Annotated in this window: 23 protein-coding genes and 1 riboswitch; of the genes, 18 read left to right on the top strand and 5 right to left on the bottom strand. The window is 48.5% G+C overall.

Annotation, left to right across the window (positions count from 1 at the left end):
- Positions 1-24: 24 nt before the first annotated feature.
- The 6 genes from ACKKE8_RS23420 (at position 25) to ACKKE8_RS23395 (ending at position 5302) form a co-directional block, all read left to right on the top strand.
- Positions 25-1506, top strand: a complete 1482-nt coding sequence (locus ACKKE8_RS23420; protein WP_409175128.1) for a DEAD/DEAH box helicase — start codon at positions 25-27, stop codon at positions 1504-1506.
- A gap of 140 nt (positions 1507-1646) precedes the next feature.
- Positions 1647-2483, top strand: a complete 837-nt coding sequence (locus ACKKE8_RS23415; RefSeq protein ID WP_409179183.1) for a MerR family transcriptional regulator — start codon at positions 1647-1649, stop codon at positions 2481-2483.
- Positions 2473-3633 carry an MFS transporter gene (locus ACKKE8_RS23410; RefSeq protein ID WP_409175127.1) on the top strand — a complete coding sequence of 387 codons (1161 nt, stop codon included), beginning with the start codon at positions 2473-2475 and terminating at the stop codon, positions 3631-3633. The genes ACKKE8_RS23415 and ACKKE8_RS23410 overlap by 11 nt, the downstream gene beginning before the upstream one ends.
- A gap of 191 nt (positions 3634-3824) precedes the next feature.
- On the top strand, positions 3825-4259 hold the full coding sequence (locus ACKKE8_RS23405) for an Lrp/AsnC family transcriptional regulator (RefSeq protein WP_409175126.1): 435 nt from the start codon (positions 3825-3827) through the stop codon (positions 4257-4259).
- Between the two features lie 5 nt (positions 4260-4264).
- On the top strand, positions 4265-4933 hold the full coding sequence (locus ACKKE8_RS23400) for a LysE family translocator (protein ID WP_409175125.1): 669 nt from the start codon (positions 4265-4267) through the stop codon (positions 4931-4933).
- Between the two features lie 123 nt (positions 4934-5056).
- Positions 5057-5302 (top strand): hypothetical protein, encoded by a 246-nt coding sequence (locus tag ACKKE8_RS23395; RefSeq protein ID WP_409175124.1) that lies wholly within the window; start codon positions 5057-5059, stop codon positions 5300-5302.
- A 77-nt stretch (positions 5303-5379) separates the two neighbouring features.
- Here the strand turns inward: ACKKE8_RS23395 and ACKKE8_RS23390 are convergent, their stop codons facing one another.
- Positions 5380-6792 carry an RsmF rRNA methyltransferase first C-terminal domain-containing protein gene (locus ACKKE8_RS23390; RefSeq protein ID WP_409175123.1) on the bottom strand — a complete coding sequence of 471 codons (1413 nt, stop codon included), beginning with the start codon at positions 6790-6792 and terminating at the stop codon, positions 5380-5382.
- Between the two features lie 85 nt (positions 6793-6877).
- Here ACKKE8_RS23390 and ACKKE8_RS23385 point away from each other — a divergent pair, with 85 nt between their 5' ends.
- From ACKKE8_RS23385 to ACKKE8_RS23370, 4 genes are all read left to right on the top strand, one after another.
- A complete protein-coding gene (locus tag ACKKE8_RS23385; RefSeq protein ID WP_409175122.1) occupies positions 6878-7633 on the top strand; it encodes a hypothetical protein in 756 nt (251 codons plus the stop codon).
- 24 nt (positions 7634-7657) lie between these two features.
- Entirely contained in the window at positions 7658-8602 is a 945-nt protein-coding gene (locus ACKKE8_RS23380; RefSeq protein WP_409175121.1) for a methyl-accepting chemotaxis protein, read from the top strand.
- Between the two features lie 145 nt (positions 8603-8747).
- Positions 8748-8834, top strand: a riboswitch (cyclic di-GMP riboswitch).
- An 85-nt stretch (positions 8835-8919) separates the two neighbouring features.
- Positions 8920-10377 carry an aldehyde dehydrogenase family protein gene (locus tag ACKKE8_RS23375; protein ID WP_409175120.1) on the top strand — a complete coding sequence of 486 codons (1458 nt, stop codon included), beginning with the start codon at positions 8920-8922 and terminating at the stop codon, positions 10375-10377.
- Positions 10378-10407: 30 nt separating this feature from the next.
- Positions 10408-11289 carry a methyl-accepting chemotaxis protein gene (locus ACKKE8_RS23370; RefSeq protein ID WP_409175119.1) on the top strand — a complete coding sequence of 294 codons (882 nt, stop codon included), beginning with the start codon at positions 10408-10410 and terminating at the stop codon, positions 11287-11289.
- Between the two features lie 62 nt (positions 11290-11351).
- On the opposite strand, the gene ACKKE8_RS23365 is transcribed toward ACKKE8_RS23370, so the two are convergent.
- Complete coding sequence (locus ACKKE8_RS23365; protein WP_409175118.1) at positions 11352-13025, bottom strand: M14 family metallocarboxypeptidase; 1674 nt, start codon at positions 13023-13025, stop codon at positions 11352-11354.
- A 134-nt stretch (positions 13026-13159) separates the two neighbouring features.
- On the opposite strand from ACKKE8_RS23365, the gene ACKKE8_RS23360 reads away from it, so the two are divergent.
- Positions 13160-14578, top strand: a complete 1419-nt coding sequence (locus tag ACKKE8_RS23360) for a hypothetical protein (protein WP_409175117.1) — start codon at positions 13160-13162, stop codon at positions 14576-14578.
- A gap of 620 nt (positions 14579-15198) precedes the next feature.
- Here the strand turns inward: ACKKE8_RS23360 and ACKKE8_RS23355 are convergent.
- Together ACKKE8_RS23355 and ACKKE8_RS23350 are read right to left on the bottom strand one after the other, a co-directional pair.
- Positions 15199-15879 (bottom strand): class I SAM-dependent methyltransferase, encoded by a 681-nt coding sequence (locus tag ACKKE8_RS23355; RefSeq protein ID WP_409175116.1) that lies wholly within the window; start codon positions 15877-15879, stop codon positions 15199-15201.
- A gap of 90 nt (positions 15880-15969) precedes the next feature.
- Positions 15970-16386 (bottom strand): Rrf2 family transcriptional regulator, encoded by a 417-nt coding sequence (locus ACKKE8_RS23350; protein ID WP_137027691.1) that lies wholly within the window; start codon positions 16384-16386, stop codon positions 15970-15972.
- Positions 16387-16675: 289 nt separating this feature from the next.
- Here ACKKE8_RS23350 and trxA point away from each other — a divergent pair, with 289 nt between their 5' ends.
- The 5 genes from trxA to ACKKE8_RS23325 all read left to right on the top strand — a co-directional run bounded on the left by trxA (position 16676) and on the right by ACKKE8_RS23325 (position 21217).
- Entirely contained in the window at positions 16676-16996 is a 321-nt protein-coding gene (gene trxA, locus ACKKE8_RS23345) for a thioredoxin (RefSeq protein ID WP_409175115.1), read from the top strand.
- A 222-nt stretch (positions 16997-17218) separates the two neighbouring features.
- Entirely contained in the window at positions 17219-18310 is a 1092-nt protein-coding gene (hppD, locus tag ACKKE8_RS23340) for a 4-hydroxyphenylpyruvate dioxygenase (protein ID WP_409175114.1), read from the top strand.
- Positions 18311-18480: 170 nt separating this feature from the next.
- On the top strand, positions 18481-18627 hold the full coding sequence (locus ACKKE8_RS23335) for a hypothetical protein (RefSeq protein WP_409175113.1): 147 nt from the start codon (positions 18481-18483) through the stop codon (positions 18625-18627).
- Positions 18628-18732: 105 nt separating this feature from the next.
- Positions 18733-20460, top strand: a complete 1728-nt coding sequence (locus ACKKE8_RS23330) for an ECF transporter S component (RefSeq protein WP_409175112.1) — start codon at positions 18733-18735, stop codon at positions 20458-20460.
- Positions 20435-21217 carry a LytTR family DNA-binding domain-containing protein gene (locus tag ACKKE8_RS23325; protein WP_088908841.1) on the top strand — a complete coding sequence of 261 codons (783 nt, stop codon included), beginning with the start codon at positions 20435-20437 and terminating at the stop codon, positions 21215-21217. The genes ACKKE8_RS23330 and ACKKE8_RS23325 overlap by 26 nt, the downstream gene beginning before the upstream one ends.
- Positions 21218-21281: 64 nt before the next feature.
- Here the strand turns inward: ACKKE8_RS23325 and ACKKE8_RS23320 are convergent, their stop codons facing one another.
- Positions 21282-21767 (bottom strand): hypothetical protein, encoded by a 486-nt coding sequence (locus ACKKE8_RS23320; protein ID WP_409175111.1) that lies wholly within the window; start codon positions 21765-21767, stop codon positions 21282-21284.
- A 256-nt stretch (positions 21768-22023) separates the two neighbouring features.
- On the opposite strand from ACKKE8_RS23320, the gene ACKKE8_RS23315 reads away from it, so the two are divergent.
- Positions 22024-24114 (top strand): carbon starvation CstA family protein, encoded by a 2091-nt coding sequence (locus ACKKE8_RS23315; protein ID WP_409175110.1) that lies wholly within the window; start codon positions 22024-22026, stop codon positions 24112-24114.
- On the top strand, positions 24111-24323 hold the full coding sequence (locus tag ACKKE8_RS23310) for a YbdD/YjiX family protein (protein WP_017250626.1): 213 nt from the start codon (positions 24111-24113) through the stop codon (positions 24321-24323). Before ACKKE8_RS23315 ends, ACKKE8_RS23310 begins: the two co-directional genes overlap by 4 nt.
- Positions 24324-24547 lie beyond the last annotated feature (224 nt).

The following is a 24547-nucleotide window of genomic DNA, read 5'->3' as shown; positions in this document are numbered from 1 at the left end:
CGCTTGTGAAAGGAAGTGGAAGTTATGGCAAAATCGTTTGCGTCTTTTGGTTTTCGTCCGGAGCTGATGCAAGGGATTCAAGACCTGTATTATAAAGAACCGACACAAATTCAAGAGGAAGCCATTCCTCTCATTATGGAAGGCAAAGATCTAATCGGACAAGCTCAGACAGGTACGGGAAAAACAGCTGCATTCATGCTGCCGATCCTCAATGCACTGGAAGAGGGAAAACGCGATATTCAAGCGCTCATCCTCACCCCGACACGTGAGCTTTCCATTCAGATTGCCAAAGAAGTAGAGAAACTGGGTAAGCACCTGAATGTAAACGTGCTGTCTCTGCACGGTGGAACGGATATCGACAAGCAACTGAGCAAACTGAAAGAAACTGTTCATGTTGTAGTCGGAACACCTGGGCGCGTGCTGGATCATATGAAGCGCGGATCGCTCCATTTCGGACGCATCTCCACATTGGTGTTGGATGAAGCAGATAAAATGATGGAAATGGGCTTCTTGGAAGATGTGGAGCAAGTGATCGTCCACACGCCTTCCCAACGTCAGGTGCTGTTGTTTTCAGCTACGATGCCTGATTTGGTGAAAAGACTGGCGCATCGCTTCATGAAGCAGCCACCGCATATCAAGATCGAGGGCAAGCAGAAGACTGTTGAGCGCATTGAACAATTTTACTATGTAGTGAACCAAAGCGATAAGACGGACGCTCTCGTCGATGTGCTGGAGCAAGAGCAGCCGTTCTTGACCATCGTGTTTGCCAATACACAAGTACGTGTACAGCAGCTTACAGCTCGATTGCAGGAAAATGGCCTCGCTGCGAAAGCACTGTACGGTGATTTGTCCCAAAACAAGCGCGAACAACTGATGAAGCAATTCCGTGAGATTCGTTTCCAATACTTGATCGCGACAGATATCGCAGCTCGTGGACTCGACGTAGAAGGCGTGACACATGTCATCAACTACGATTTGCCGAATGACGTGGACAGCTACATTCACCGCGTTGGACGTACGGGTCGTGCGGGACAAAAAGGAAAAGCCATCTCCCTCATTTCTCCTCGTCAGAAGAATTTGATGGGGCGTTTTGCCAAAGCCACGAAGGCATCGATCGAGGAAAGAATTTTGCAGGTAGGTCGCCATCTGGATGAGGGTCGCCGTCAACGTGCGGAAGAACGGGAAGCTCATTTCATTGAGCTGCGGGCGCAACAGGCGAAAGAGCAACAGAAGGAAAAAGACAAAGAGTTCTCTCCTGTACGTGAAGCGATAAAGAAAAAGACGAAGGTAAAACCAGGCTACAAAAAGAAGATGGCGCGTGAACTGGGTGATTTGCAGACGCAGTACGAGAAAAATCGCAAGAAGGCAGAAGCGATTGCGGCGCGTAAAGCAGGTAAATCCGCGAAGCCAGCCGATGCCAAAAAAGCAGGAAAGGGTGGAGCAGCTCGCTCTGCCAAGGGTGGAAAACCGTTTAACCAATCTGCTGGGAAATCAAGAGGAAAATAAGAAATAAAGAGGCTGCCCAGATTCCAAAAGGATCTGGGCAGTTTTTTTTGTAGAAAATGAAACAACAAGGAAGTTCTTGACTTTACATCCGACTAGAAGGTTTATACTCAGATCGAATGAATGGGAGAGAAGGTGTGGAATTGTTCAAAATCAGCGAGTTTTCCCGACTGAGTCGAATTCCGTTGCAAACGTTGCGCTATTATGATCAGATTGGGATTCTAAAACCAGCAAAAATCGATGATACGACCGGGTACCGATACTACTGTGCCGAACAGCTTCTGCAGATCAATCGAATAGTCATCTTCAAAGAATTGGGGTTTTCATTGCAACAGATTGCGCAATTGCTTCACGAGAATATACCAGCCGAGCAAATTCGGGGCATGCTGAGACTCAAAGAAAATGAAATCCAATCCCTGCTGGAGATGGAAATGTCAAAGCTTGCCCGTATTAAAGAACGGGTGCAGCTTGTTGAACGGGAGGGAAGGATCGAGAAGGAGCATGAGGTCGTTCTGAAGCAGGTAGATAGCATGCACTTGATTTCCTATACAGCACTGGGTGCTGCGGAAGACATTCCTTGGCTGTTTCAAATATTCGACAGCATGCTTGATGCCTGCCTGAAATCATCCTTGACTGGTCCCAAAACAGTGCTATGGAAGGAAACCGGAACGAAGGACCAGCTTTTCGAATTTGGCGTCGGCTACGCCATTAAAACAGAATCTGTCAAACTGCCAGAGCAAATAGAACGAAGCTTCTTGCCTGCCGAGACTATGGCTACGCTACTATTCCGTTCGGATTCGCCCCTTAAAGAATCAGCTTGCCTAGATCTGGCTACGTGGATTGAACAGCATGGTTACTGTATTCGAAGCGAGCAGCCCGGCAGAGAAATCTACGTTCCCTTGTCAGAAGAACCTGGAGTTGAGCTCATAGAAATCCAGATTCCAATTGAAGCAAGGGGGCAAAGTGAGCATGGGAAATAAATCGGTTGTCTATATTCTCGCTTTGGCCGTTTTCCTGATTGGGACGGTGGAGTATCTAATAAGCGGTATTATTCAAATGGTGGCAACTGATTTGGGTGTCACGACGTCGTCGGCCGGCTTGCTTGTCACTGCATTTGCCCTTTCTGCGGCAGTAGGGGCTCCCATTGTCATCGCTACCACGATCCATCTTGACCGAAAAAAATTATTGCTCATCATGCTTGGCATTTTTATTTTGAGCAACGGGCTGGTCTATGTGAGTCCTTCTTTTGAGATGATGCTGGTTACACGCATGATCCAAGGGCTCAGCGGAGGAGTTGCTACTATTGTTGCGATGGCGGTATCTACACGGCTTGTAGAAGAAGGCAATCGTGGGCGAGCAATCGGCATCATTTTGATGGGATTGAGCAGCTCGCTTGTACTTGGCCTCCCGGTCGGCACTTTTTTAAGTGAAGTGATTGGCTGGAGACTGCTGTTTATTATTATTGGACTGCTGAGCTTGGTTCCGCTGCTTGTCATTTATAAAAAAGTCCCGCCTATAATAGCGCAGGAAGCTGTAACACCGCGAGCACAGCTGGCTGTTATAAAAAATAAAAAGATTCTGGCAGCCGTTGTTATCACGCTGTTGTACATCGGCGCTTATTCAACATTGTTTACCTATATTGCGCCTTTCCTGCTAACCCAGGCAGAGCTTTCGTCATCCGAGATTTCCGGGATTCTGTTTGTTGCAGGCATTTGCAGCTTTATGGGGTCAAAAATTGGGGGGGTTATCGCAGATCGCAAGGGGCCGAAATTTACGATTTATTTTGGACTCTCCCTTCAGGCAAGTATGCTGCTTCTGCTTTCGGTCATAGATGGAGTGATAACTGCCCATATCGTGATCATCATGCTATGGATGCTCGCCACATGGGCAACGTCTCCGGCCCAACAGCTATATCTGGTTACCCAGGTGCCCCGTTCGCCGGATATCGCGCTTAGCATCAATACATCCTTTATTCAATTTGGCTTCGCTTTGGGATCATGGGTTGGGGGACTGGTGATCAACAACTCCTCTGTGGAGCATCTAGGCTGGTCTGGATTTGTTATTGCGTTGCTGTCACTGTTGCTCGCGATCCGTTTGTTTACTTTAAAGAAGGAGCGGCTATCAGCGTAGGAAGATGGCTTATGATGCCTTCCCGTCTCTCTCGGCAGCATTATTTTAGGAAAACACCCCAAGATGCTTCGTATGTCAGAAAAAAGAAAAGTTAAACTACATGATTTCTTTAAAAAATACGGTGATGATGTCTAGCTCCTTTTTATTCTAAAGAAATTGGTATAATTATGATAAAAAGGAGGGGCACAACTATGGATCGGATTGACGAACTAATCCTCCGCTTATTGCGGGAAAATGCCCGAATCACCAGCTCAGACATCAGCAAGCAGGTTCATTTGTCCGTACCTGCGGTCTCCGAGCGAATACGCAAGCTGGAGGATACAGGACTCATCAAGCAATTCACGGTGAAGCTGGATCGGGAACAGCTAGGGCTTCACCTGATTGCATTTGTGATGGTGCAAATCGAGAAAACGGAGCATATCGCTGGCTTCCGTGAAACGGTCATGCGGGCAGACTGTGTGCTCGAGTGCCATCATATTGCGGGAGCTTACGATTATGTATTGAAGGTTGCCGTAAAAGGGACGGCCGATCTGGAACGATTCATCTCTGAAACATTGAAGCAAGTAGAAGGGGTAAGCAAGACGAATACGATGATCGTCCTGTCTTCCATGAAAGAGGAGATGTGAACCTGATGGCGATCTGGAACGGTCTATTATTTGGGATGATGCTCCAGTTATCCGTTGGTCCGGTTTGTCTGGCGGTGTTGCATCGCTCGATGACTCGGCGATTGCGGGATGCCCTCATGATGGTATGGGGTGTTGCACTCGCAGATGCGGTTTATATGGTGGGGGCGATCGGGGGACTGTCGCTGCTGTTACAAATCCATTGGGTCAAACAGATGGTTTTGATGATGGGAGCCCTGATTTTGACTTGGTTTGGGATTCAAACCTTGCGTGCCATAAAAGGCAGGGGAGAACATGAACAAGCGCCAGACCAGCATGCTCCAACGGGTCGAAGCAGCTTTTGGCACGGGGTGCTTTTGACGCTCGCGAATCCTCTGACCGTTCTGTTTTGGGCAGGGGTATTTGGCTCCCTATTGGCATCTGGCACTTTTGTTCATTCAACAGAGTTGTTCTTGTTTGCTACAGGCTGTCTGTTATCCACTTTATTGTTCCTGGGGCTGGTAGCTTTGTTGGCCGCGTATTTGGCTCGATTTTTTCGCCCGGGTTGGCTCAACGTTTTTCATGGACTCAGTGGTGTCTTTCTCATTGGGTTTGCGATTGTCCTTTTTGCAAAAAGCTGTTTGATGCCGCCATACTGGCCATTTAAAGGAGTTCTGAATGACTGCATCGAATTTTAAATAGAATACAGGATTAGCGGATACAAAATAGTGTTTTCCTCCCATGTGATTTGGGTAATAGATAGGAAGATAGAACCCTTTCTTGTGAAAGTACCATAGTACAGGGTGTGAGGAGAACCAGTGATGACGACGGATACGTGCTTGAAATGCGGCAGTCCGATGGGCCGGGGAGAGTACAGTTGCCAGGTTTGCGGAGAAAACGAAATACAAGACTACCAGATGATTCGCAATTACGTGAGAACTTATCCGAATTCGAATGCGATGCAAATTGCCAATGCAACAGGGATATCTGTTTCAAAAATATTGCGTTACATAAGAAATGGCTCGTTGACGGTAGTAGACAGTTCGCCCCGCAGAGGGCGATCATAAGAAAAGAGAAAAGCCCACAAGCAGTCACGAATGCATTTCGTGTAGCCTTGTGAGCTTTTTTTATTTTGGATGCAAATCTACAACCAGCGCAAACCCTTTGGATAATGATTTTTGAGCTGCCCTTCAGATTGCTTACCCCAACCGATGGAGAATCCATCTACAGTAACCAGCGTCCAGCCGCTTTCACCATCACGCGTGAGCGCTTCTCCTTTTAAGTACCGCAACATTTCAGGATCGTCTGCGCCATATGAAGCGACACGGGCTGCCTCCGCAGGAGAGAGGGCGAGTGCCAAGGCGTGTGCAGGTTCAAATCTGTTCTTTTTTACAGTTCCTAGGTGCAGACCGACGCGCGCGACCTTGAGCTTGTCCCAATCGAGCTCGGGAGCAGGTGAGTAGTAAAGCTGCTCGCCGAACAAAAGAAAAGCCGATTCATCATCGAATGGTTTGGTGAGCGCCGGGAATGCTTCGTCCGCGAACGTACGCCAAGCTGCCAGGGCTTCTTTTCGACCTGCCGGTGCTGATTTTGCCGCACGCTTTTCTTTACGCTTCCCGGCAGGTTCATGAACTTCAGTGGTCTCACTCTTTTGCAGCTTGGCGAGGTAATGCCCTTCTCCCTGTAGTCGGTGCGGCCACAATCTGGCTGTTTGTGTGAGTTGCTCGTTTTGCGGCGACGCCCACTCAGGTTGACCAGTAGAAAAGCAATCTGTAAGTGGCAGCGAGACGATCTCAAATTCCGGGTGATTTCCCAGGAAGTTAACCAGTGACTGCTCATTTTCCAACGGAGCGAATGTGCAGGTGGAGTAGACCAACGTCCCGCCTGGCTTCAGCATAGCAGCGGCCGCTTCGAGAATATCGCCTTGCATGACATGGCACTCGGTTACTTTTGCAGGGCTCCAGTCTTCGATTGCTTCAGGTAGCTTGCGGAACATTCCTTCGCCAGAGCATGGAGCGTCTACTAATATTCGGTCAAAAAACTGGGGGAATCGCTCCCGTAAGCGTTCAGGTGTTTCATTTGTCACGACGGCATTGGTTACGCCACAGCGCTCCAGATTTTCTGACAAGGCTTTTGCCCGAACAGGATGGATTTCGTTTGCCACGAGCATTCCTTGTCCACGCAAAAACGCTGCAAGCTGCGTCGATTTCCCCCCTGGTGCTGCACACAGGTCGAGGATTCGCTCACCAGGTTGTGCACCGAGTGCTTCGGCAGCCGACATCGCGCTTGGCTCCTGCAAATAGTACATGCCAGCCGAGTGAAAAGGATGCTTGCCGGGACGATCTGGCTCTTTGTAGCGAAAACCATTTTCGCACCAAGGGACTGCTTCCAGAGCAAACGGCGAGATTTTCAAAAAATCGTCACGTCCTACCTTCAACGGATTGACCCGCAAGCCGTGTGTCACAGGCTGATCATACGAGGAAACGAATGCCTCATAATCTTGTCCGAGCAAGGTTTGCATGCGCTCGGTAAATGGTGTTGGTAAATTTTTTGTCATAACAGCCTCCGATGTCAGATTTTGGCCCCATGTGAAAGGAAAAGATAGAATCATGGCGAATCATAGAGAATGAGGTGAGAGCATTATGGAAGGATCCCGTGCAAAACGCTACCGCTCCCGGCGGAGGAATGACTCGGAAGTAAGCCGGTTTTGGATCATGGGGTTGCTGTTCTCACTGCTGGTGCTCGCTTTTGAATTCTTTATCGAAATACCCGCCGACGCAGATTGGCTGATCGATATGGAGATGGCTTTGTTTTCTGCCAGCTTTACGTTACTTGCCTTTTATCTGCTCGGACTTACCTTTGCCTTTTCACGCCACCAAAAGGCAGGGAAGATCAATCACCAAATCATCATCTATGTATGGTTGGGTGCGATCTTGTTTCACTTGTTCCTGCTCATCAGCAATTTGTCCAATCAGCATGTGTACAAGGCAGGGATCATTCTATTTTTAGGACCATTGTTTTTAACTGTCTACCATTTTATCACGTACTTGGCAGCTTTGCGCGAGGAGCGTGAGGAGGAGGAGGCAGCTACGACAGCAACGCTTGAGCGTACGGCCTACCAGATGATTCTGGAGGGTGGGCGTGTATACAGCGAGCTGAGTCGCCTGAAAACAGAATATCCAGAAGTGGAGCAAATGCTTCGTGCCAACGATTTTCACGATAAATTGGAGCGCTATGCTTTGGAAATGCAGCAGTATTTGCAGGCGAAGCATTTTGAGCGTAAAGACGTGGAGCTCTTGGAGGGTCACTATTATTTCTTGGAAAACTTGCTGAGCTTGGCGAAACAACATCCGGGAATAATCGAGTCCCGCGTATATAGCCGCCGAAGTGACAATTGATGGGTACAAAGGAGAGGGAAGCGGATGTTTTGGAAAAAAGACAAAGGCCTAGCAGAAAAAGAGACAGCAGCGACGACAGTGGCAACTCCCACGACCACAATGACAGGACAGCAAGACGCTTGGAAACATGAGCTTCGCGGTATTTACGAACAGATAGGTGCGATCCTCACTTCGAACCAATCGATGAACGCCGAATCCGATCAAATGGTGCGATTGGTGACGAGGATGAAGCGTGTCGTAGATAATATCCAGGTCATTAACGAGCGGGATGATGAATCTGCGAGTCAGTTGTCGGCTCGAGGAGAGCGCCTGACAGACATCTGCAAACAATCGGTAGCGCGCGCAGATGAAGGCAAGCAGGCTATGACGGATGTTGTGGAAGTCATGAGCCTGCTCGACAAAGAATCGGTCCATACGTCCAAGTCCATGAGCCGCTTGGAAGAGCGCTCTTCGGAAATTACGAGCATCGTCAAGGTGATCAGCGACATTGCCAATCAGACCAACCTTCTCGCTTTGAATGCAGCGATAGAAGCGGCACGTGCGGGTGAACAGGGCCGAGGCTTTGCTGTCGTAGCGGATGAAGTACGGAAGCTGGCTGAGATGACAGCGAACTCGACCAAGACGATTGCAGAATTGATCGGCAAGATTCAGGAAGAAACAAAAGAAGCGTTGTCCAACAGTGAAAAAAGCAGCAGTGCGATCAAAAATGGACTTTCTATCAGCAAGGATGCTGCGGAGAAGACGGATCAGATCGTGAACGCTTTCCAGGCACTGAACGTCGAAGTGTCAGGTGTGATGGAAATCATCGCGCACCAAAAGCGATTTGCTGACGATGTGTCCCAGCAGGTAAGTGATGCAAAGGGCTTGCTGGACGAGCTGAATGAAGGCTTGACCAAGCACGTAAGGGACGCCAACGCGGTAGAGCAAATGCTCGCGACGAGCGTAAAGGATGTCAAAAAATTAATGTGATGATAGGCAAGAAGAATCAGAAGTCCGTATCCAAGCGATGCGGACTTTTTACATATTTCCGTTTGACTATTCGAAATGGAGTACTATAATCAAATTATGATTCTCCATTTCTTTCCTTTTTTTCGACAAAGGCATATCAACATTCGCTATGAATAGGCAAACCCATTTGAAAAGTGGGGACGCAAAGCCACGGGCCTAATGTACACGTTACGATGGCGGCCGGGTTGCCAACTAGCAGTGTATGTTGCTGTTTTAGTTTTAAGGCTCCTTTCATGCGAAAGGGGCCTATTTACTTTACAAAAGGGAGAGGTTGTAGCATGTCAATCCTTCAAACACTGGACAAGCAGTACATCAATGGGGAGTGGCGCGACGGACTTGGCGCGAAGACATTGCAAGATATCAACCCTTACAACGGGGAAGTCATCGCCGAATTCAAAATGGCAAATCTGGAGGATATCGACGCGGCTTACAAGGCGGCAGCCAACGCGAAAAAAGAGTGGGATGAAGTGAATGCCTATACCAAATCCCGAATGTTGGAGCGTGCTGTTCACTATATCGAAGAGAATGAAGAAGAAATCATTCAGATCATCATTCGTGAATTGGGTGGAACCCGACTAAAGGCATTTTTTGAGATTGGGCTCGTAAAGGATATTATTCGCGAGGCGGCTACGTTCCCGGTACGCATGGAAGGAAAAATTCTTCCTTCTCCTGTAGACGGAAAAGAAAATCGCTTGTATCGGATTCCCGCAGGAGTTGTCGGCGTCATTAGTCCGTTCAACTTTCCATTCTATCTGTCGATGAAGTCCGTAGCGCCAGCTCTTGGCGCGGGCAACGGTGTCGTCCTCAAACCGCATGAGCACACGCCAATCACTGGTGGGACTCTGATCGCGAAAATTTTTGAAGAAGTAGGTTTGCCCAAAGGCTTGATCAACGTCGTTGTGACGGATATAGCTGAAATTGGCGATGGTTTTGTCTCCCACCCGATTCCGCGCATTCTTTCGTTTACAGGCTCTAGCCAAGTAGGCAGCCATATCGCGCAAGTGGCAGCGAAGCATTTCAAAAAGGCGATTTTGGAGCTGGGCGGCAATAGTGCACTGATTGTTTTGGAGGATGCGGATCTCCAATATGCCGTCAATGCAGCGGTATTCAGCCGCTTTACCCACCAAGGTCAGATTTGCATGTCGGCGAACCGGGTTCTGGTTCACCAAGATGTATACGATGAATTCCTCGATCTGTATGTGGAAAAAGTATCTGGACTGAAGGTAGGCGACCCAAATGATCCTGACACAGTAATCGGTCCACTCATCAATCAACGACAAGTCACCAACCTGATGGCAACGATTGATGAGGCGATACGCGAAGGAGCTGTTCCTGCACTGAAAGGGGAAGTAAAGGGCAACGTCGTCGAGCCGATCGTTTTGACAGGAGTGACCACAGACATGTCGATTGCTGCAAAAGAGCTGTTTGGTCCAGCTGTTTGCATCATGTCGTTTGCTTCCGAGGAAGAAGCGATTCGCATGGCGAACGAGACCCCATTTGGATTGTCCGGGGCGATTCATACACGCGATCTGGAGAGAGGTGCCCAGATGGCAAAACGAATGGAGACCGGCATGATTCACATCAACGATGGAACGATCAATGACGAGCCAATTGTGGCGTTCGGCGGTGAAAAGCACTCCGGGTTGGGACGTTTGAATGGTCAATGGAGCTTAGAAGAGTTTACTACGCTGAAATGGATTTCGGTTCAACACAAAAAGCGCCAATTTCCGTACTAATGCCAGCAAAATATAGAGGTGAAGAGGGTCATGAACGGTTACGTAGAATGGAACGAAACAGAAGCTTCCGAAAAGGAAAAAAACGCAGAGCTGCTTGAGGCTTTCATCAAGGTTGCTCCCTATTTAAATGATTTGCTCACCGATGACATTACCATTGGGGTCTACGATACGGAAAAGCTATTGCGCAATGTGCCTGCCCAAACATTTGCGCTGCAAGTCAAGCCAGGTGATCCACTCCAGGAAGGAGATGTGATCACTAACGCAATTCGAAGAAACACCAAGCAAGCGATGATGGTCCCCAAGGAATTATTTGGTTTTCCTCTCGTCGCACGAGCGATCCCCCTGCATGATCACACGGGAAAAGTCATCGGCGGTGTCGGTATTGGTTCCAGTATGGAGCGAGCCAATGAGCTGTATGAAATTGCCGCAAATCTCTCGAGTGTCGTCGAGCAGGTTAGTGCCACCACTCAAGAGATGGCTATGCAGATCGGGAATTTGAACGAGCAAATGAAGGCGATCTCAGAGCAAGCCAATGATGTGAGCCAAAGTACAACTGAGATCGAGCAAATTACTCTCGCCGTGAAAAAAATCGCTGATCAAAGTAACATTTTGGGACTGAATGCGAGCATAGAGGCTGCACGGGTAGGAGATGCAGGGCGTGGGTTCGCTGTCGTTGCGAATGAGGTTCGCAATATGGCGACGGATTCACGGGCGAATGCAGACAAAATCAAGCGAACTACGGATTCCATCCGGGATTTGATAACCCTGCTGCAAAATTCGATTGACTTGATCAATCAAACCATGGAGAGTCAGGCAGCTGCTACGGAGGAAATTTCTGCGACGATGGTCGAAGTGAGCGACAATACGCAAAAGCTGGCAGGGCTTGCCCAAGAAGTGTTTGAAATAAAGTAAGCTCATACATGTAACGAAATTCCCCTCTCAGGAGTCTAACTTTAGAGAGGGGAATTTTTCCTTTAATTCTTTTGTGTGGTGGGTAGCGATTTCTCCAGCATATAGCGATATACCGGGACTTCATCGCCCTTTTCAACGGGCAAGAAGTTAAACGTGACGTAGCTGTCTACTGATTCCGGTTCCAAGGCCAATGCAATGAAGTTGGCGTTTGGCTGGGCCATGCTGAACACATAACTACCCGCAGGAAAGGTTTTCGTTGTTTCTGTTACATTTGCAGTCACTTGATTGGTGAAATGCCCATTCTCGTAAATCGTATTCACCTTGTTTTCCAAAATGATGTAGCTTTCTACCGCTATGGTCGTTTCTTTTGATAGCTTGCTTACCGAAACACCGAGCAGTTCCAGTTTGGCCGCAACGTTATGGTAGCCAGGAGGCATGAGATAAGCAGTGGGGCGCTCGCGTTCGAGTACGGGATAGGCATCCGTTGAGCTTACCCAGTCGATGGGGGTAGACACTTTTTTTGCCGTGGCTAGATCGACCACTTCGAGAGAATGACCTGGTACTCGCTTATTCTCACTCAGGATGACGAGTTTGTCGTTGTCGTTTGCTTTTTTGCCTTTTTCCGTGATTTCTGTGCGTGCCTGCGTCACGGCGGACTTGATTGCTTTGGCGTTGGCCGCTGTGGATTGGATGACAGCAGCGTGTGTCATGGCCTGACTGTATACACGGCGCTCAAAATCGGCGCGTCCAATGCCGATGCCGCGTGTTTCCACCAAAAACGTCAGCGTGTTTTTCAATCCCAAGGCATTGCGTCCAATTCTCGTCTCTGTGCTGCCTTCTGTTGCGGTCACTTTTCCATCCTTGCCTTTTGCCAGTGTATAGTATGCGTGATGAGAAAGTTGCTCCTTGTCCAGTGCTTTTTGAACGTCAGCCAAGAGCAGGTTGTCTGACATTTTGCGCAGGTTGGCGGGGATGTTCAAGTTTTTCGCGGAGGAGATCAGAACATCGTAGGAAGAGATCGCGCCTTTTTCCCCTACATCGCGAAGCTGGCTGGAAGAGACGCCGTATTCATGGGCGTCAAGCACCACATCAGGTTGATAGGCATTGATGGCTTGGTGAACCGCTTGCACCTCTGGATATTCTACCTTCATGTAGTCGCGGTTGGCATCCAGCTCTGTCGCAATGTAGCGTTTGAACTGGTAGGAGCCATCCGGGTTGATGCGAGGAATAATCGCAATGTTTACTTTATCCAGGAGGTCGGCGCCAAGTTTTCCTTCTGCCAGCCATTTGGCGATCACAAGAGCAGATTCACCCGAGGCAGGTTCATTTCCGTGGATTTGTGCCTGTAGCCAGATGAGTGGCTTCTCCTTGTTTTGTTTGAGCTTGCCGTGGTCTTTGCTGAATAGCAGCAGGGGGATATCGCGACCTTCCAATGATGTCCCGATGGATAGCAGCTTGATTTCCTTGTTGCCTTCTGCCAATTTGCTTATGTAAGCCATCATTTCTTCCTGGGACGTAAAAGCTTCTTTTCCTTCTTGGAAGCCGGGTGTCCCAAACTGGATCGTTGGCTTGGGAAACAAGCTCTCAATCTGTGCAGGCTGTACATAGGTCGGCCCTATTCCGTAATAAGGAATGTGGGGTTGTGGTTCAGCTTGGGTGGCATGGATGATTGAGGGGCTGGTGAACAGAGATATTACGAGTGCTGTAGAAACAACGTAGCGTACTTTCTTGTCCATAAATTCCCTCCTGCGAAAATAAAATTAGGCACCTAAGAATAATTTATCAGATTATTATAAAAATAATAATCGCTACGAAATATTCATTTTAAAGTAGGACTTTCGGTTCTCCTTTAATAGAATAGGGGGATGACATGGTCAGAAAAATCAGCAGAATGCTCCTTTTGATGACGGCCATCGCCGTAAGTAGTTTCTTTCCGAGCCATATTTCTGCAAACGAATGGAAAAAACCAACAGAAACAGAGAATGTTGACCACCTGAATGGCGCGATTCACCAAAAACAAGAATTCCGATTCCCAGATGGTGTCACGTATTGGGCCCATAAAATGACAGGTCAGCGCAATATGATGCCCTACGTTTTCACGATCCCGATTCAGGGCAACAGTCAGAACATGATGTTCCGCTATCGAGCCTATGATGAGTCGAAGAAACCGTATTGGAAGGTCATCACGCTAGACCAAGTCCAGACCCTTCCGCTTGCCTCTGGCTTTGTAGAGACAGAGGGCAGGTATATTTGGTTAGGTAAGCCCATTATCTACGTGGATAAAGGCAGAGCCACGATTGAAGAAAAGCCGGCATTGGCGTTGCCAGTCGAAGTAAAACAGACTGCTTCTGGTGTCGATCTTGTGATCCAGCTGCCGATGAAAGCAGGCTTTATCAGCGAAATGTGGGCGCTCGATTCGAGAGAACCGCTCGTTCCTTGGGGAGAACAATCGATTGACAGCGTCTGGCTTAACTTGGACGTTACGGAAAAGGCAAAATGGCTGTACGATGGGTATTACTATCAAAGCCCTTCAACGTACGAGCCGACTTCGGAGTCCTCTTTTTGGCGGATTCCAGAAAATTATGTCCTTCGCTCCTTTTTATATACAGGTGGAAGCAAGGCTGCCCGGGATATGGGCTATGTGATGTTGAAAGCGAGCTTGAAGCAGCAGGAGCCTGAGGGGTACTGGAAGACACAGCCGCGTTCCTTGTGGTTAAGCGGCGATTACGGGATACCAGAGGGCTTTTACGATACGAGATTCAACACAGGAGCGGCTGATCTGATGCTCCGGGGCTGTGATCAGTATCAAGAAAAGGACTTTTGCCAATCGGCGAAAAAATATGCTTCTTACTTTCACAATCACGCAGCCACGAACCGTTTTGTCATCGCTGGTGTACAGCAAGGGTGGCTGGTTGCCGACTACGCGACTGCAACGAATCCAATGATTCAGACACATGTTTCTTTGAATCATCAGTTGGCGGAAATCAATTTTCTCTACAAAAGCTACCTGCAATTCGGGGACAGGGCAGACAGAGACTTAGCAGACATCATGCTCTACGGTGTCGTAAACCTCGGATCGCAGTGGATTCTCGGAAATGGCGATTTGCATTACGCTTATTTTCCAGATGGAACATTCGGCAGACCGGACTATCCGTTCTTGACCTATAATGACTTGATCGAAACCCAACACTTGTACCGTCAACTGCATGGAATGGATGAGATGACGCTTGCCATGTTGATTGACAGTAAATTGATGTGGATGCAGCTGAATAATATTCAGTACCGTTAAGAAAAAAAGCTGTATTATTGCAGCAGCCGTTTGCCTGTAAGCTTCAGGGAAGCGGCTTTTTAACTATAGTTGGGGGATCATATGGCAATGGCACATGAACCTTGGAATCATGTGTTGCGTTTTTCATAGGAGAGTAGTCTTCTGGTTTTTTTCAAATACGCTGATGCTCCCAATACAACGTCCCATTCCTTCGTACCACAAGAAGTGCATCGATACCTTTGACGCTTTACCGGTATGTCAATTACTTCATTATTGATGAGGTCTTTGTATATTTGGTGTTTATTATCAGATTTGTGAAAGTTCCCATTCCCACAATGGAAGCAAATGCTAGGGGCAACAATTGTAAAATTACATTTGTCGATAATAATTCTCACCTTCCAAGATATGTGTCGCACAAAGTTGTAGTGAAGTAAAAATATAATTCTGTTTCGGAACCAGATTCCATTATTAGCACGACCCATTTTAACAACGAAATATTTGTTAGTAAACTGCCCAGTTATGGAATAGCAGACCCTAGACTAGCGGGACACTGTTCGATGTGATCGGTCACAAAAAATTTCCGGTTTTCCCACGCTAAGGGTGTGACCGGCATACGTAACTAGAGATGAGAGCATTCTGATCTATTTTTGCAAAGCAAACAAGGTCAAAAAACTAACAGCCTCCCGCAGCTCTACGCTTAAGCGGCCTGCGATATCTGGCGTAATTCCCTCTTTGTACACCGGTTCTTCAACCAACAGTGTGAAACCATTTTCGCTCGCCAACTGTTTGGCTTCCCAGGGCATCATCGTATTTTGGATCGTTGCCTCTTCATATAATCTGCGATAGCTATGAGCGCGTGGGCCAGCTGTAGGACCGAGGATACCCAAGACGAGAATTCCTCCGGGAGCAAGCACGCGGTGAAGCTCCTTGAGTGCCTTGAGCGGAGAGGGCGTGAATTCCACTACGTTAATCGAGAGCACACCGGAGAATGAATCATTGGCAAAAGGAAGGGTGCTTATGTCACCTGTCTGAAAATGAACAGAGCCTGGGAAGGAAATGACCCGGTCATGAGCGAGACGAATCATTTCCCCGGCAATGTCGATGCCTTCCACTTGATAGCCGTGCTCCGCGAGCTTGCAACTGGCATAGCCGTCACCACAGCCTGCATCAAGAACAGGTCCCGATCCGACAGGTACATGCTTCAAAAAAAAGGGGAGGATGGTACTGCGGCTGCCTTTTTCCCACATGTGCTCACTTCGTTTTCGCCAGTCTTCTGCAAATTGATCCCATTGCTTGGCGGCTTGTTCTGTCCATTGGCTCATCATTGTTCACGCCTTTCTCATCGAATGAACGATACCGTTATGAAGAAAAACTCCGGTCGAGGCGGCCGGAGCTTTTCAGGGAAATTATTTCTACGTCAAACGGTCATGAGGTTGTTTGGGGATATGCGCGACCAAGTCAGCAATCTTTTTACTCTTCAGCGTATGCATCATTTGCTGCTCGGCGTCAGCCACAACCTGTTGTATCAGACAGGCACTATCATGATGGAAGCTGCATTCAAACAAGGAGGTTGTCCCTTCAATGGCTTGGATAACATCCAGAAACGATATATCATCCTGGTTGCGTTTGAGCTTGTATCCGCCATTTGCGCCAGAGACCGAGTGGATCAACCCAGCCTTGACCAGTTTCGTCAGCATTTTGGATAGGTATGTTTGCGAAACGCCTAGCTTCTCTGCCAAAAGCTGGACACTAACGGGTTTATCAGGCGCTTCTGCCACTAGATAGAGCATCGCATGGAGGGCATAATCTGTTGCCTGTGAATACTTCATAAGACACCTCAATCATGGACTTAGTACATCCATCATAAAGTGAATCGGAAGCATGAGCAAGGGGAAGAGTGATTCCCGCTGTCATCTGCACTTTCGATGCCCATTTTAGGAGGGTGTAACTTGACACTGAAAATCATTAAGAGATATTATGGATTCAATAAGTCTATGAATGAGTTGTTTGAAATGATCCAAGTACAGCGATTTATTTTTTGTTTCCATCGAGGATATTATGGGTCTGTAATGGTCGTTTTAAACAACTATTCAACATAAAAAGGGGAGGAAAGTACAAATGAGCATTTGCCACACGACAGACACTACCTTTCAACATGATGTAAAAAGCGAAGGCTATACGCTCGTCAATTTTTGGGCACCTTGGTGCGGGCCATGCCGCTTTTTTGGGCCGATACTGGAATCGTTTGATGGGGAGCATAGCAGCGAAGTGAGAGTGCTAAAGGTCAATGTCGATGAACAAACGGAGATTGCCAATCAGTATGGCATTATGAGTTTGCCAACGACCATTTTGCTCAAAAACGGGGAAGTGATTGACAAAGTCGTAGGAGCGGCCCCTCTAGCGGAACTGAAACAATTTGTTTTCAAACATAGGGAGTAGGAAAACGCAGCGAAAGCCATCGGTCAACTTGATCGGTGGCTTTTTGGTATCCAGTTGTTTCTCGACTGCGTGCTTTAATAAATGAAAGCGTTTGAGCGTTTTCGCGTTGTTCCGTGTTCTTGCACGAGGAAGCGCTTCCAATGTACTCTCAAGGTAACGACAAAATAATCCCAATTAACAAAATAATGTCAATAATTGAAAAGGAAAGCGGAGGGGTAGGCAATGAGCAATACCGATTTTTTCCCGATTCAGGACTGGGACTACCTGGAGTTTTATACAGGGAACGCCAAGCAAGCGATGCACTATTTCACAAATGCGTTTGGATTTGAAGCAGTAGCCTATGCGGGCTTGGAAACAGGTTCTCGGGAAAAGGTTTCCTACGTCTTGAAGCAGAAGCATATGACGTTCGTGATCAGTGGGTCGCTTACGCCTGACAGCCCGATCGCGGAATTTGTGAAAAAGCATGGGGACGGAGTCAAAGACGTTGCCCTGCGTGTAGAGGATTGTGAACAGGCTTACCGGGAAGCCGTTTCTCGCGGAGCCATTCCGATCATGGAACCGACTGAGTATACTGATGAATTTGGGACGGTCAAAAAAGCGATTATCGGTACGTACGGCGAAAACATTCACTCCTTTATCGAACGAAAAAATTACAACGGACCATTCTTCCCAGGCTATAAAGCTTACCAATCTCCAGTCAAAAGTGAGAGTACGGGTATCATCGGCATCGACCATATCGTTGGTAACGTTGAGGTCATGGATGAGTGGGTAGAATATTATCAAAAGGTGATGGGCTTTACAGCCGTACAAAATTTCAGTGAGGACGATATCTCGACAGAGTATTCTGCGCTCATGTCCAAAGTGATGCAAAGTGGAACCGGACGCATCAAGTTCCCGATTAATGAGCCGGCAGAAGGACGCCGCAAGTCGCAGATTCAGGAGTTCTTGGAGTTCTACAAAGGGCCAGGCGTACAGCATATTGCCATCCTGACCAACGATATCATTGACACAGTATCGAAGCTGCGTGATAACGGTGTAGATTTCCTCATGGTGCCAGATGCGTACTACGAAGATTTGAAAGAGCGTGTAGGGGAAATTGATGAAGACATCGAGGCGCTGAGAAAGCTGGGTGTCTTGGTCGACAGAGACGACGAAGGCTATCTCTTACAGCTGTTCAGCAAGCCGATTGTAGACCGTCCGACGCTGTTTATCGAGATTATCCAGCGTAAAGGAGCACGCGGCTTCGGGAATGGCAACTTCAAGGCATTGTTCGAGGCGCTGGAGCGCGAGCAGGAGCGTCGAGGTAACCTGTAATTTATTGATGTAACGAGCATGACAAGACCATCTCAAGCTGAAAAAGCTGAAGGGATGGTCTTTTTCTATGTGTGAAGAGAAAAAAATAAAATCTCATGAACCATATGACCGCCCCTATCATCTATACTAATAGGAACCAAATATTGGAGATAAAAGGAGGCTTATACAATGTGAGCGTCAAGATGGAAGTCCAGCAAGACATTCAGCTAGCACAGGACGGTAGCATAGAAGCTTTTGCCAGAGTCATTCAATTGTACGAGCGTACGATACGCGTATCCATGGGTTGTCGAAATCACTTCGGCAACCTTTTTTGCTAGGAAAGGAAGAGAATCAAAAGGGAAAAACGAGGTGAAAAGTGAATATTTTGATTAGTTACAGAAACGCAGAGGAATCATCGGGCAGCGATTGAGAGGGATCAACCAATGAATATGGCATTAATGGTTCCGTTGACGGAGCGGACGGCTGTTTTGATCGTGGTGGCCTTGCTGTTTACACGTGTACGTGCATTCCGCAGCATATTGAACCAGCAAGCGACGTGGCGAGAAAAAGCACTAATGGTCGTCATCTTTTCCTCTATTTCCATACTGGGTACATACAATGGCATCTGGTATCAGGATGCGATTGCGAATTCACGTGTGATCGGGACCGTTGTGGCAGGCTTGCTTGCTGGTCCCTGGGTAGGGCTGATGACGGGACTGATTGCGGGGATTCATCGTTATTCATTGGGGGGCTTTACGGACTTGGCATGTGCTATCTCGACGATAAGCGAGGGCTTGTTTGCGGGATTAATCTATCAGTTCCGCCGTAACCGCAGCAAAAAAATCGGGTGGACGACAGCGCTCGTTGTTGGTTTCTTGGCGGAGTGGCTGCAAATGGGAATTGTTTTGCTCATCGCACGTCCTTACGCTGACGCTTTGGCATTGGTGCAGGCCATTAGTGTACCGATGTCTGTCGTCAACTCGGTCGGAATTGCTATTTTAATCATCATTATTGATTTGGCCAAAAAGGAAGAGGATCGGATTGGCGCGCTCCAAGCCCAGCGAACGCTGCAAGTAGCGGACAAAACACTATCTTATTTGCGTCAAGGACTGACGTACGACTCTGCCCAAAAGGTAGCGGAGGAAATATTGCGAACGACGCGTGTAGCAGCGGTAGCGATTACCGATACGCGCTCTGTACTTGCGCATGTTGGCGCAGGCTCGTCCCATCACGTAGTGGGAGAAGGCATAACGACCAAGGCGACCCGTGAAGTTTTATCGACCAAAGAAGTAAAGATTGCCCAGACGAAGGAAGAGATTGGGTGCAGGGAGACGAATTGTTCCTTGCGTTATGCGATCCTTGTCCCTCTAATGCGAAGACGTGAAGTGGCGGGTGTGCTCAAGCTGTATCAGGATCGCTCACGCAAATTGTCAGCAGTGGACTTGGAACTCGTACGCGGATTGGGGAACCTGATATCGAGTCAGCTCGAACTGGCTGAGCTTGAGAAGCAGTCCCGCCTGTTGGCAGATGCAGAAATCAGAGCTTTGCATGCGCAGATCAATCCGCATTTCTTGTTCAATGCGCTCAATACAATCGTTTCGTTTATTCGCTTCCGTCCCGAACAGGCCCGTGAACTGTTGATTCATTTGGGGGAGTACTTCCGGCGAAATTTGCATGACTCTGGCGGATATGTCAGTCTGGCGCGTGAGCTGGAGCATATCGAAGCGTATTTGGCCATCGAACGTGCGAGATTCGGAGACAAGCTCCATGTAGAGTACGACATCGAGGATGGCGTAGAGCGGTTTACCGTGCCAGGACTGATTTTGCAGCCCCTGGTAGAAAATGCGGTCAAGCACGGCTTGTTGCCCAAGCGCGAAGGGGGAACTGTCGTGATTCGTGCACGCCGCAAAGAAAAGCAAATCGTTGAACTGACAGTGGCAGATAATGGAGTCGGAATGGAAGTGGACCCATTCAAGCCAGCCCTGGATGAGAAGAGTGCAGGGCGGCAATTATCTGGGATCGGTCTTGCCAATGTAAAAAGCCGTCTCCAGTCGATCTACGGAGAACCGTATGGAATCGTGATCGAGAGCAAAAGCGGGAGCGGGACAACATGCACCATACAATTACCGATAGGGGTGAACGTCAGTGCTCAAAGTGTTCATCGTCGATGATGAGACGCCTGCTAGAGAAGAACTGAGGTATTTGCTGGAGCAGTTCTCGGAAGTGTCCGTAGTAGGAGAGGCGGGCAGCGGGGAAGAGGCGTTGGAAGCGGTGCTTCAGACAGAGCCGGATGCGGTCTTTTTGGACATCCATTTGCAGGACAGGGATGGCGTCGATGTGGGGCAGGAGCTTCTGGAATCCATGGTCAATCCACCTGTCATCATCTTTGCTAGTGCGTATGAATTTCATGCGGTTCGTGCATTTGAGGCCGAAGCCGTTGATTATATCGTCAAGCCGTTCAGCGAAATGCGTCTGGAAAAGACGATGAATCGGGTCCGAAAAATGAGGCGGAAAAGTGAGCCTGCATTGGATGCGTCACCGCTGCTGGAGGAAAGGCTACAGTCCCTTCTGCAAAATGTGCTGGTCGATACTCAGCCGCGTCGTGTCCCGGTGGAAAAAAACGGCAAGATCATGCTGATTGATCCAAACGAAATCGTCTATGCCACCTTGGAAGGAAGGTATGCGAGCATTTATACAGCTGGTGAGCAATATGCGACCACGTTTACGTTGCAGGAGTTGGAGAGCAGGCTGTCACGCCAGCAGTTTTTTCGGACGCATCGCGCTTTTATTGTCAATTTATCCAAAACGGCAGAGCTCGTCCCTTGGTTCAAAGGCTCGATTCATTTGGTCATGCAGGATCATCGCAAAACGGAGGTGCCTGTTAGCCGCAATGTCGTGAAGGAATTGAAGAAACGACTGGGGTTTTAAAAGCAAACAGACCAATCCTGCATCCCGTTTGGGAGAGTAGGATTAGTCTGTTTTTTTCGACTGCTTACATAGGATAGTCATCGTTTTTCTTACGTGTCACCATGATTCCGCCCAATACGACCAGGATCAAGCCGATAATGCCGCCTACTTGGGTATTCGCCAGATTCGCGATCAAAAATACGATGGCAAGAACGGTGAGGATGCCAATGGGGATTAAGAGAGCGGGTTTGCGATTGCCGAATATGTACAGCTCGGTAAGCCCCACGGCAGGACCGATCAAGAAGAAGGGCCACGTCGTGCTCATATCCCCATCCAAAAATAGCTGGCTGAAAAAGAAGAGTGGGGCATAAACGAGCAAGATCCCGCCTGGCACGAGCAATCCAGCGCGATTTGGCTTTGGGTTCATAAAAAAGAAAATATGAAACCCGATTCCTGGGATGAGAAGGAAGACTGGCCATAGCAAGTCCATTGCGAGCGGTACGTTCAGGTAGGTAGCCAGAACAAAAATCGCTCCGATTCCGATAATGATGTAACCCCCGATTTGTCGCATGTACGTATTCTCCTTTTTGGTTTCCATACCAATTTGTGTATAACTTTAACATATTGTGGTGGAGATTGTATCAGACTCGGGGCGGAGACTTTCTACGTCCCAAAATTGAACGCGCTTACACTCAAACGAGGATGGTGCAGCTTGTGCTTGTTTTTGTACGGTTCAGCCATTTTTTATGTTGGCAAGTTGTCCGATGTGGTACGTTTTTCTAAGGTTTATTGCCCGAATATTTCATAAATAGAAGGAGGCGACTAGGATGAAAAAATGGTTTCTTTCCCTCTTGATTTGGGGCGGGATAGCCGCATTGGGTGCTGTCGGATTCGGGATGATAGCGCTCTGGCAAGGGGAATCAGTCAACTCGTTCTGGTTACTGACAGCCGCATTTTGCACTTATGCTGTAGCTTATCGTTTTTACAGCAAATTCATAGCCAAAAAACTAATGGCGCTCGATGACAATCGCGCGACTCCGGCAGAAGTGAACAACGATGGCAAAGACTTCGTGCCAACAAACAAATGGGTGTTGTTTGGGCACCACTTCGCTGCGATTGCAGGTGCAGGCCCACTAGTAGGTCCTACGCTGGCTGCGCAAATGGGATATTTGCCGGGAACGATCTGGATTATTGTCGGGGTCGTGATCGGTGGAGCGGTGCAGGACTTCATCATTTTGTTCGGATCGATGCGTCGCAACGGTAAATCTCTTGGTCAAATTGCCAAGGAAGAGATCGGTCCAGTAGGCGGAGCACTCGCGCTGATTGGTATCATTGCCATTATGATTATCCTGATTGCTGTTTTGGCGATGGTTGTTGTGAACGCTCTGGCTGAGTCGCCTTGGGCTACCTTCACGATATTCATGACGCTACCGATTGCAATATTGATGGGATTGTATATGCGGTATATACGGCCGGGCCAGGTAATGGAAGGCTCACTTATCGGGCTGGCTCTTCTATTTGTCTCCCTCTGGCTCGGACAAATCGTCGCCCAATCGCCAACATGGGGACCAGCCTTCACGTTTTCCAAGGTACAGCTGGCCTGGATGATTATTGTCTACGGCTTCATTGCCTCAGTTTTGCCCGTGTGGCTGCTCTTGGCACCGCGCGATTACCTCAGCTCGTTCTTGAAGGTAGGGACGATTGCGGTATTGGCGGTGGGAATCGTGCTGACACTGCCGCCGTTGCAAATGCCAGCACTGACGAAGTTCATTGATGGAACTGGCCCTGTTTTCGCAGGAAATCTGTTCCCCTTCCTGTTTATTACCATCGCGTGCGGAGCTGTATCGGGATTCCATTCTCTCGTTTCATCCGGAACCACGCCGAAGATGATCGCGAAGGAATCGCATGCGCCACTGATTGGTTACGGTGGGATGCTGATGGAGTCTGGCGTCGCGGTTATGGCGATGATTGCAGCGTGCGTACTGACTCCCGGTGTCTATTTTGCGATCAACTCACCTGCCGCAGCAATAGGCGTGGATGCAGTCCAGGTTGCGACGACGATAACGGGCTGGGGCTATACCGTAACCCCTGACCAATTAACAACGCTCGCCAACGACATTCAGGAAAAGACGATCCTTTCCCGAACGGGCGGAGCACCGTCACTCGCAATCGGGATGGCGACAATTTTCTCGGGTGTATTGGGTGGCAAGGCGTTAATGGCATTCTGGTATCACTTTGCGATCTTGTTTGAGGCTGTCTTTATTTTGACGACGATTGATGCGGGAACACGTGTCGGACGATTTATGGTACAAGACATGCTCGGCAACGTCATTCCGAAAATGAAGGAAGTCAACTGGCTGCCAGGTAATCTGATTGGTTCCGGGATCATAACCATCGGATGGGGATACTTCCTGCTCCAAGGCGTCATGGACCCGTTGGGAGGCATTTACACCCTGTGGCCGCTCTTTGGTATCGCCAACCAGATGCTCGCCGCGATTGCGTTTACGGTGGGAACGACGATGATTTTCAAAATGGGCAAAGCGGCCTATTCATGGATCACGCTCGTACCGATGGCTTGGCTGACGACGGCTACGCTGACAGCGGGCTGGCAAAAGCTGTTCCATCCTGATCCAAAAATCGGGTTCCTCTCGCATGCAGAAGCATTCCAAAAGGCACTGGATGCTGGTACGCTGCCAAAAGGAGTAAAAACGGTAGAAGCTGCACAAAAAATGATCTTCAACGACCAGATCGATGCTGTGGTATGTGCGATCTTCATGGTCATTACGATTGGGATCATTCTCGACGGCGCACGGGTGTGGATCAATATTCTCTGCGGCAAGCAATATTCGTTGCACGAATCGCCGTACGTCAAGTCCAAAGGAAATGTATTTGACGGGAAGGGACATCACGTAGCATGAGGCGCAAGCTAAGAGCCATGCGAAAGGCAATGCGCAAAGTGAGCTCTGCTATTAAAACGATTTTCGGAATGCCCGACTATGATCGCTATCTCGCCCATTGGTACGAGACGCATGGGGCACCGGGTATCTTTCCGATGACAGAGCGTGAGTACTACATGTACGCATTGACCGAACGGTTTGAAAAAGGCGGCGTAACGCGCTGCTGCTAAAGTGGTTATGTTAAATAGGGTGTCTCCACGGTCAGAAAATGACGAGGGAGACACCCTTTTTTAATAATCCGGGCGCTTTCGGCGCATTCCTCATGGCTAACGTGTGGTGTAACAGCAGGTAAAGTATGGTACACTAAATAATATAGCATGGCCGTTTTTTAGCACGAGCTGTCTCATCATATTCAAATAAAACGTCGAAGCCTCTCTTTCTAGATGAAAGGGGT

This window comes from Brevibacillus fortis (assembly GCF_046196545.1).
Classification (GTDB): domain Bacteria; phylum Bacillota; class Bacilli; order Brevibacillales; family Brevibacillaceae; genus Brevibacillus; species Brevibacillus fortis_A.
Note: the sequence above shows the minus strand (reverse complement) of the source record. Positions and strands in the feature narration are given on the sequence as shown.

Bases quoted from the DNA above. Each gene is read 5' to 3' on its own strand.
- ACKKE8_RS23330 (WP_409175112.1), top strand. From the start codon at position 18,733: ATGAATATGGCATTAATGGTTCCGTTGACGGAGCGGACGGCTGTTTTG.
- ACKKE8_RS23360 (WP_409175117.1), top strand. From the start codon at position 13,160: ATGGTCAGAAAAATCAGCAGAATGCTCCTTTTGATGACGGCCATCGCC.
- ACKKE8_RS23390 (WP_409175123.1), bottom strand. From the start codon at position 6,792: ATGACAAAAAATTTACCAACACCATTTACCGAGCGCATGCAAACCTTG.
- ACKKE8_RS23380 (WP_409175121.1), top strand. From the start codon at position 7,658: ATGTTTTGGAAAAAAGACAAAGGCCTAGCAGAAAAAGAGACAGCAGCG.
- ACKKE8_RS23375 (WP_409175120.1), top strand. From the start codon at position 8,920: ATGTCAATCCTTCAAACACTGGACAAGCAGTACATCAATGGGGAGTGG.
- ACKKE8_RS23395 (WP_409175124.1), top strand. From the start codon at position 5,057: ATGACGACGGATACGTGCTTGAAATGCGGCAGTCCGATGGGCCGGGGA.
- hppD (WP_409175114.1), top strand. From the start codon at position 17,219: ATGAGCAATACCGATTTTTTCCCGATTCAGGACTGGGACTACCTGGAG.
- ACKKE8_RS23410 (WP_409175127.1), top strand. From the start codon at position 2,473: ATGGGAAATAAATCGGTTGTCTATATTCTCGCTTTGGCCGTTTTCCTG.
- ACKKE8_RS23355 (WP_409175116.1), bottom strand. From the start codon at position 15,879: ATGAGCCAATGGACAGAACAAGCCGCCAAGCAATGGGATCAATTTGCA.
- ACKKE8_RS23350 (WP_137027691.1), bottom strand. From the start codon at position 16,386: ATGAAGTATTCACAGGCAACAGATTATGCCCTCCATGCGATGCTCTAT.
- ACKKE8_RS23315 (WP_409175110.1), top strand. From the start codon at position 22,024: ATGAAAAAATGGTTTCTTTCCCTCTTGATTTGGGGCGGGATAGCCGCA.
- ACKKE8_RS23420 (WP_409175128.1), top strand. From the start codon at position 25: ATGGCAAAATCGTTTGCGTCTTTTGGTTTTCGTCCGGAGCTGATGCAA.
- ACKKE8_RS23385 (WP_409175122.1), top strand. From the start codon at position 6,878: ATGGAAGGATCCCGTGCAAAACGCTACCGCTCCCGGCGGAGGAATGAC.
- ACKKE8_RS23310 (WP_017250626.1), top strand. From the start codon at position 24,111: ATGAGGCGCAAGCTAAGAGCCATGCGAAAGGCAATGCGCAAAGTGAGC.
- ACKKE8_RS23365 (WP_409175118.1), bottom strand. From the start codon at position 13,025: ATGGACAAGAAAGTACGCTACGTTGTTTCTACAGCACTCGTAATATCT.
- trxA (WP_409175115.1), top strand. From the start codon at position 16,676: ATGAGCATTTGCCACACGACAGACACTACCTTTCAACATGATGTAAAA.
- ACKKE8_RS23400 (WP_409175125.1), top strand. From the start codon at position 4,265: ATGGCGATCTGGAACGGTCTATTATTTGGGATGATGCTCCAGTTATCC.
- ACKKE8_RS23320 (WP_409175111.1), bottom strand. From the start codon at position 21,767: ATGCGACAAATCGGGGGTTACATCATTATCGGAATCGGAGCGATTTTT.
- ACKKE8_RS23370 (WP_409175119.1), top strand. From the start codon at position 10,408: ATGAACGGTTACGTAGAATGGAACGAAACAGAAGCTTCCGAAAAGGAA.
- ACKKE8_RS23405 (WP_409175126.1), top strand. From the start codon at position 3,825: ATGGATCGGATTGACGAACTAATCCTCCGCTTATTGCGGGAAAATGCC.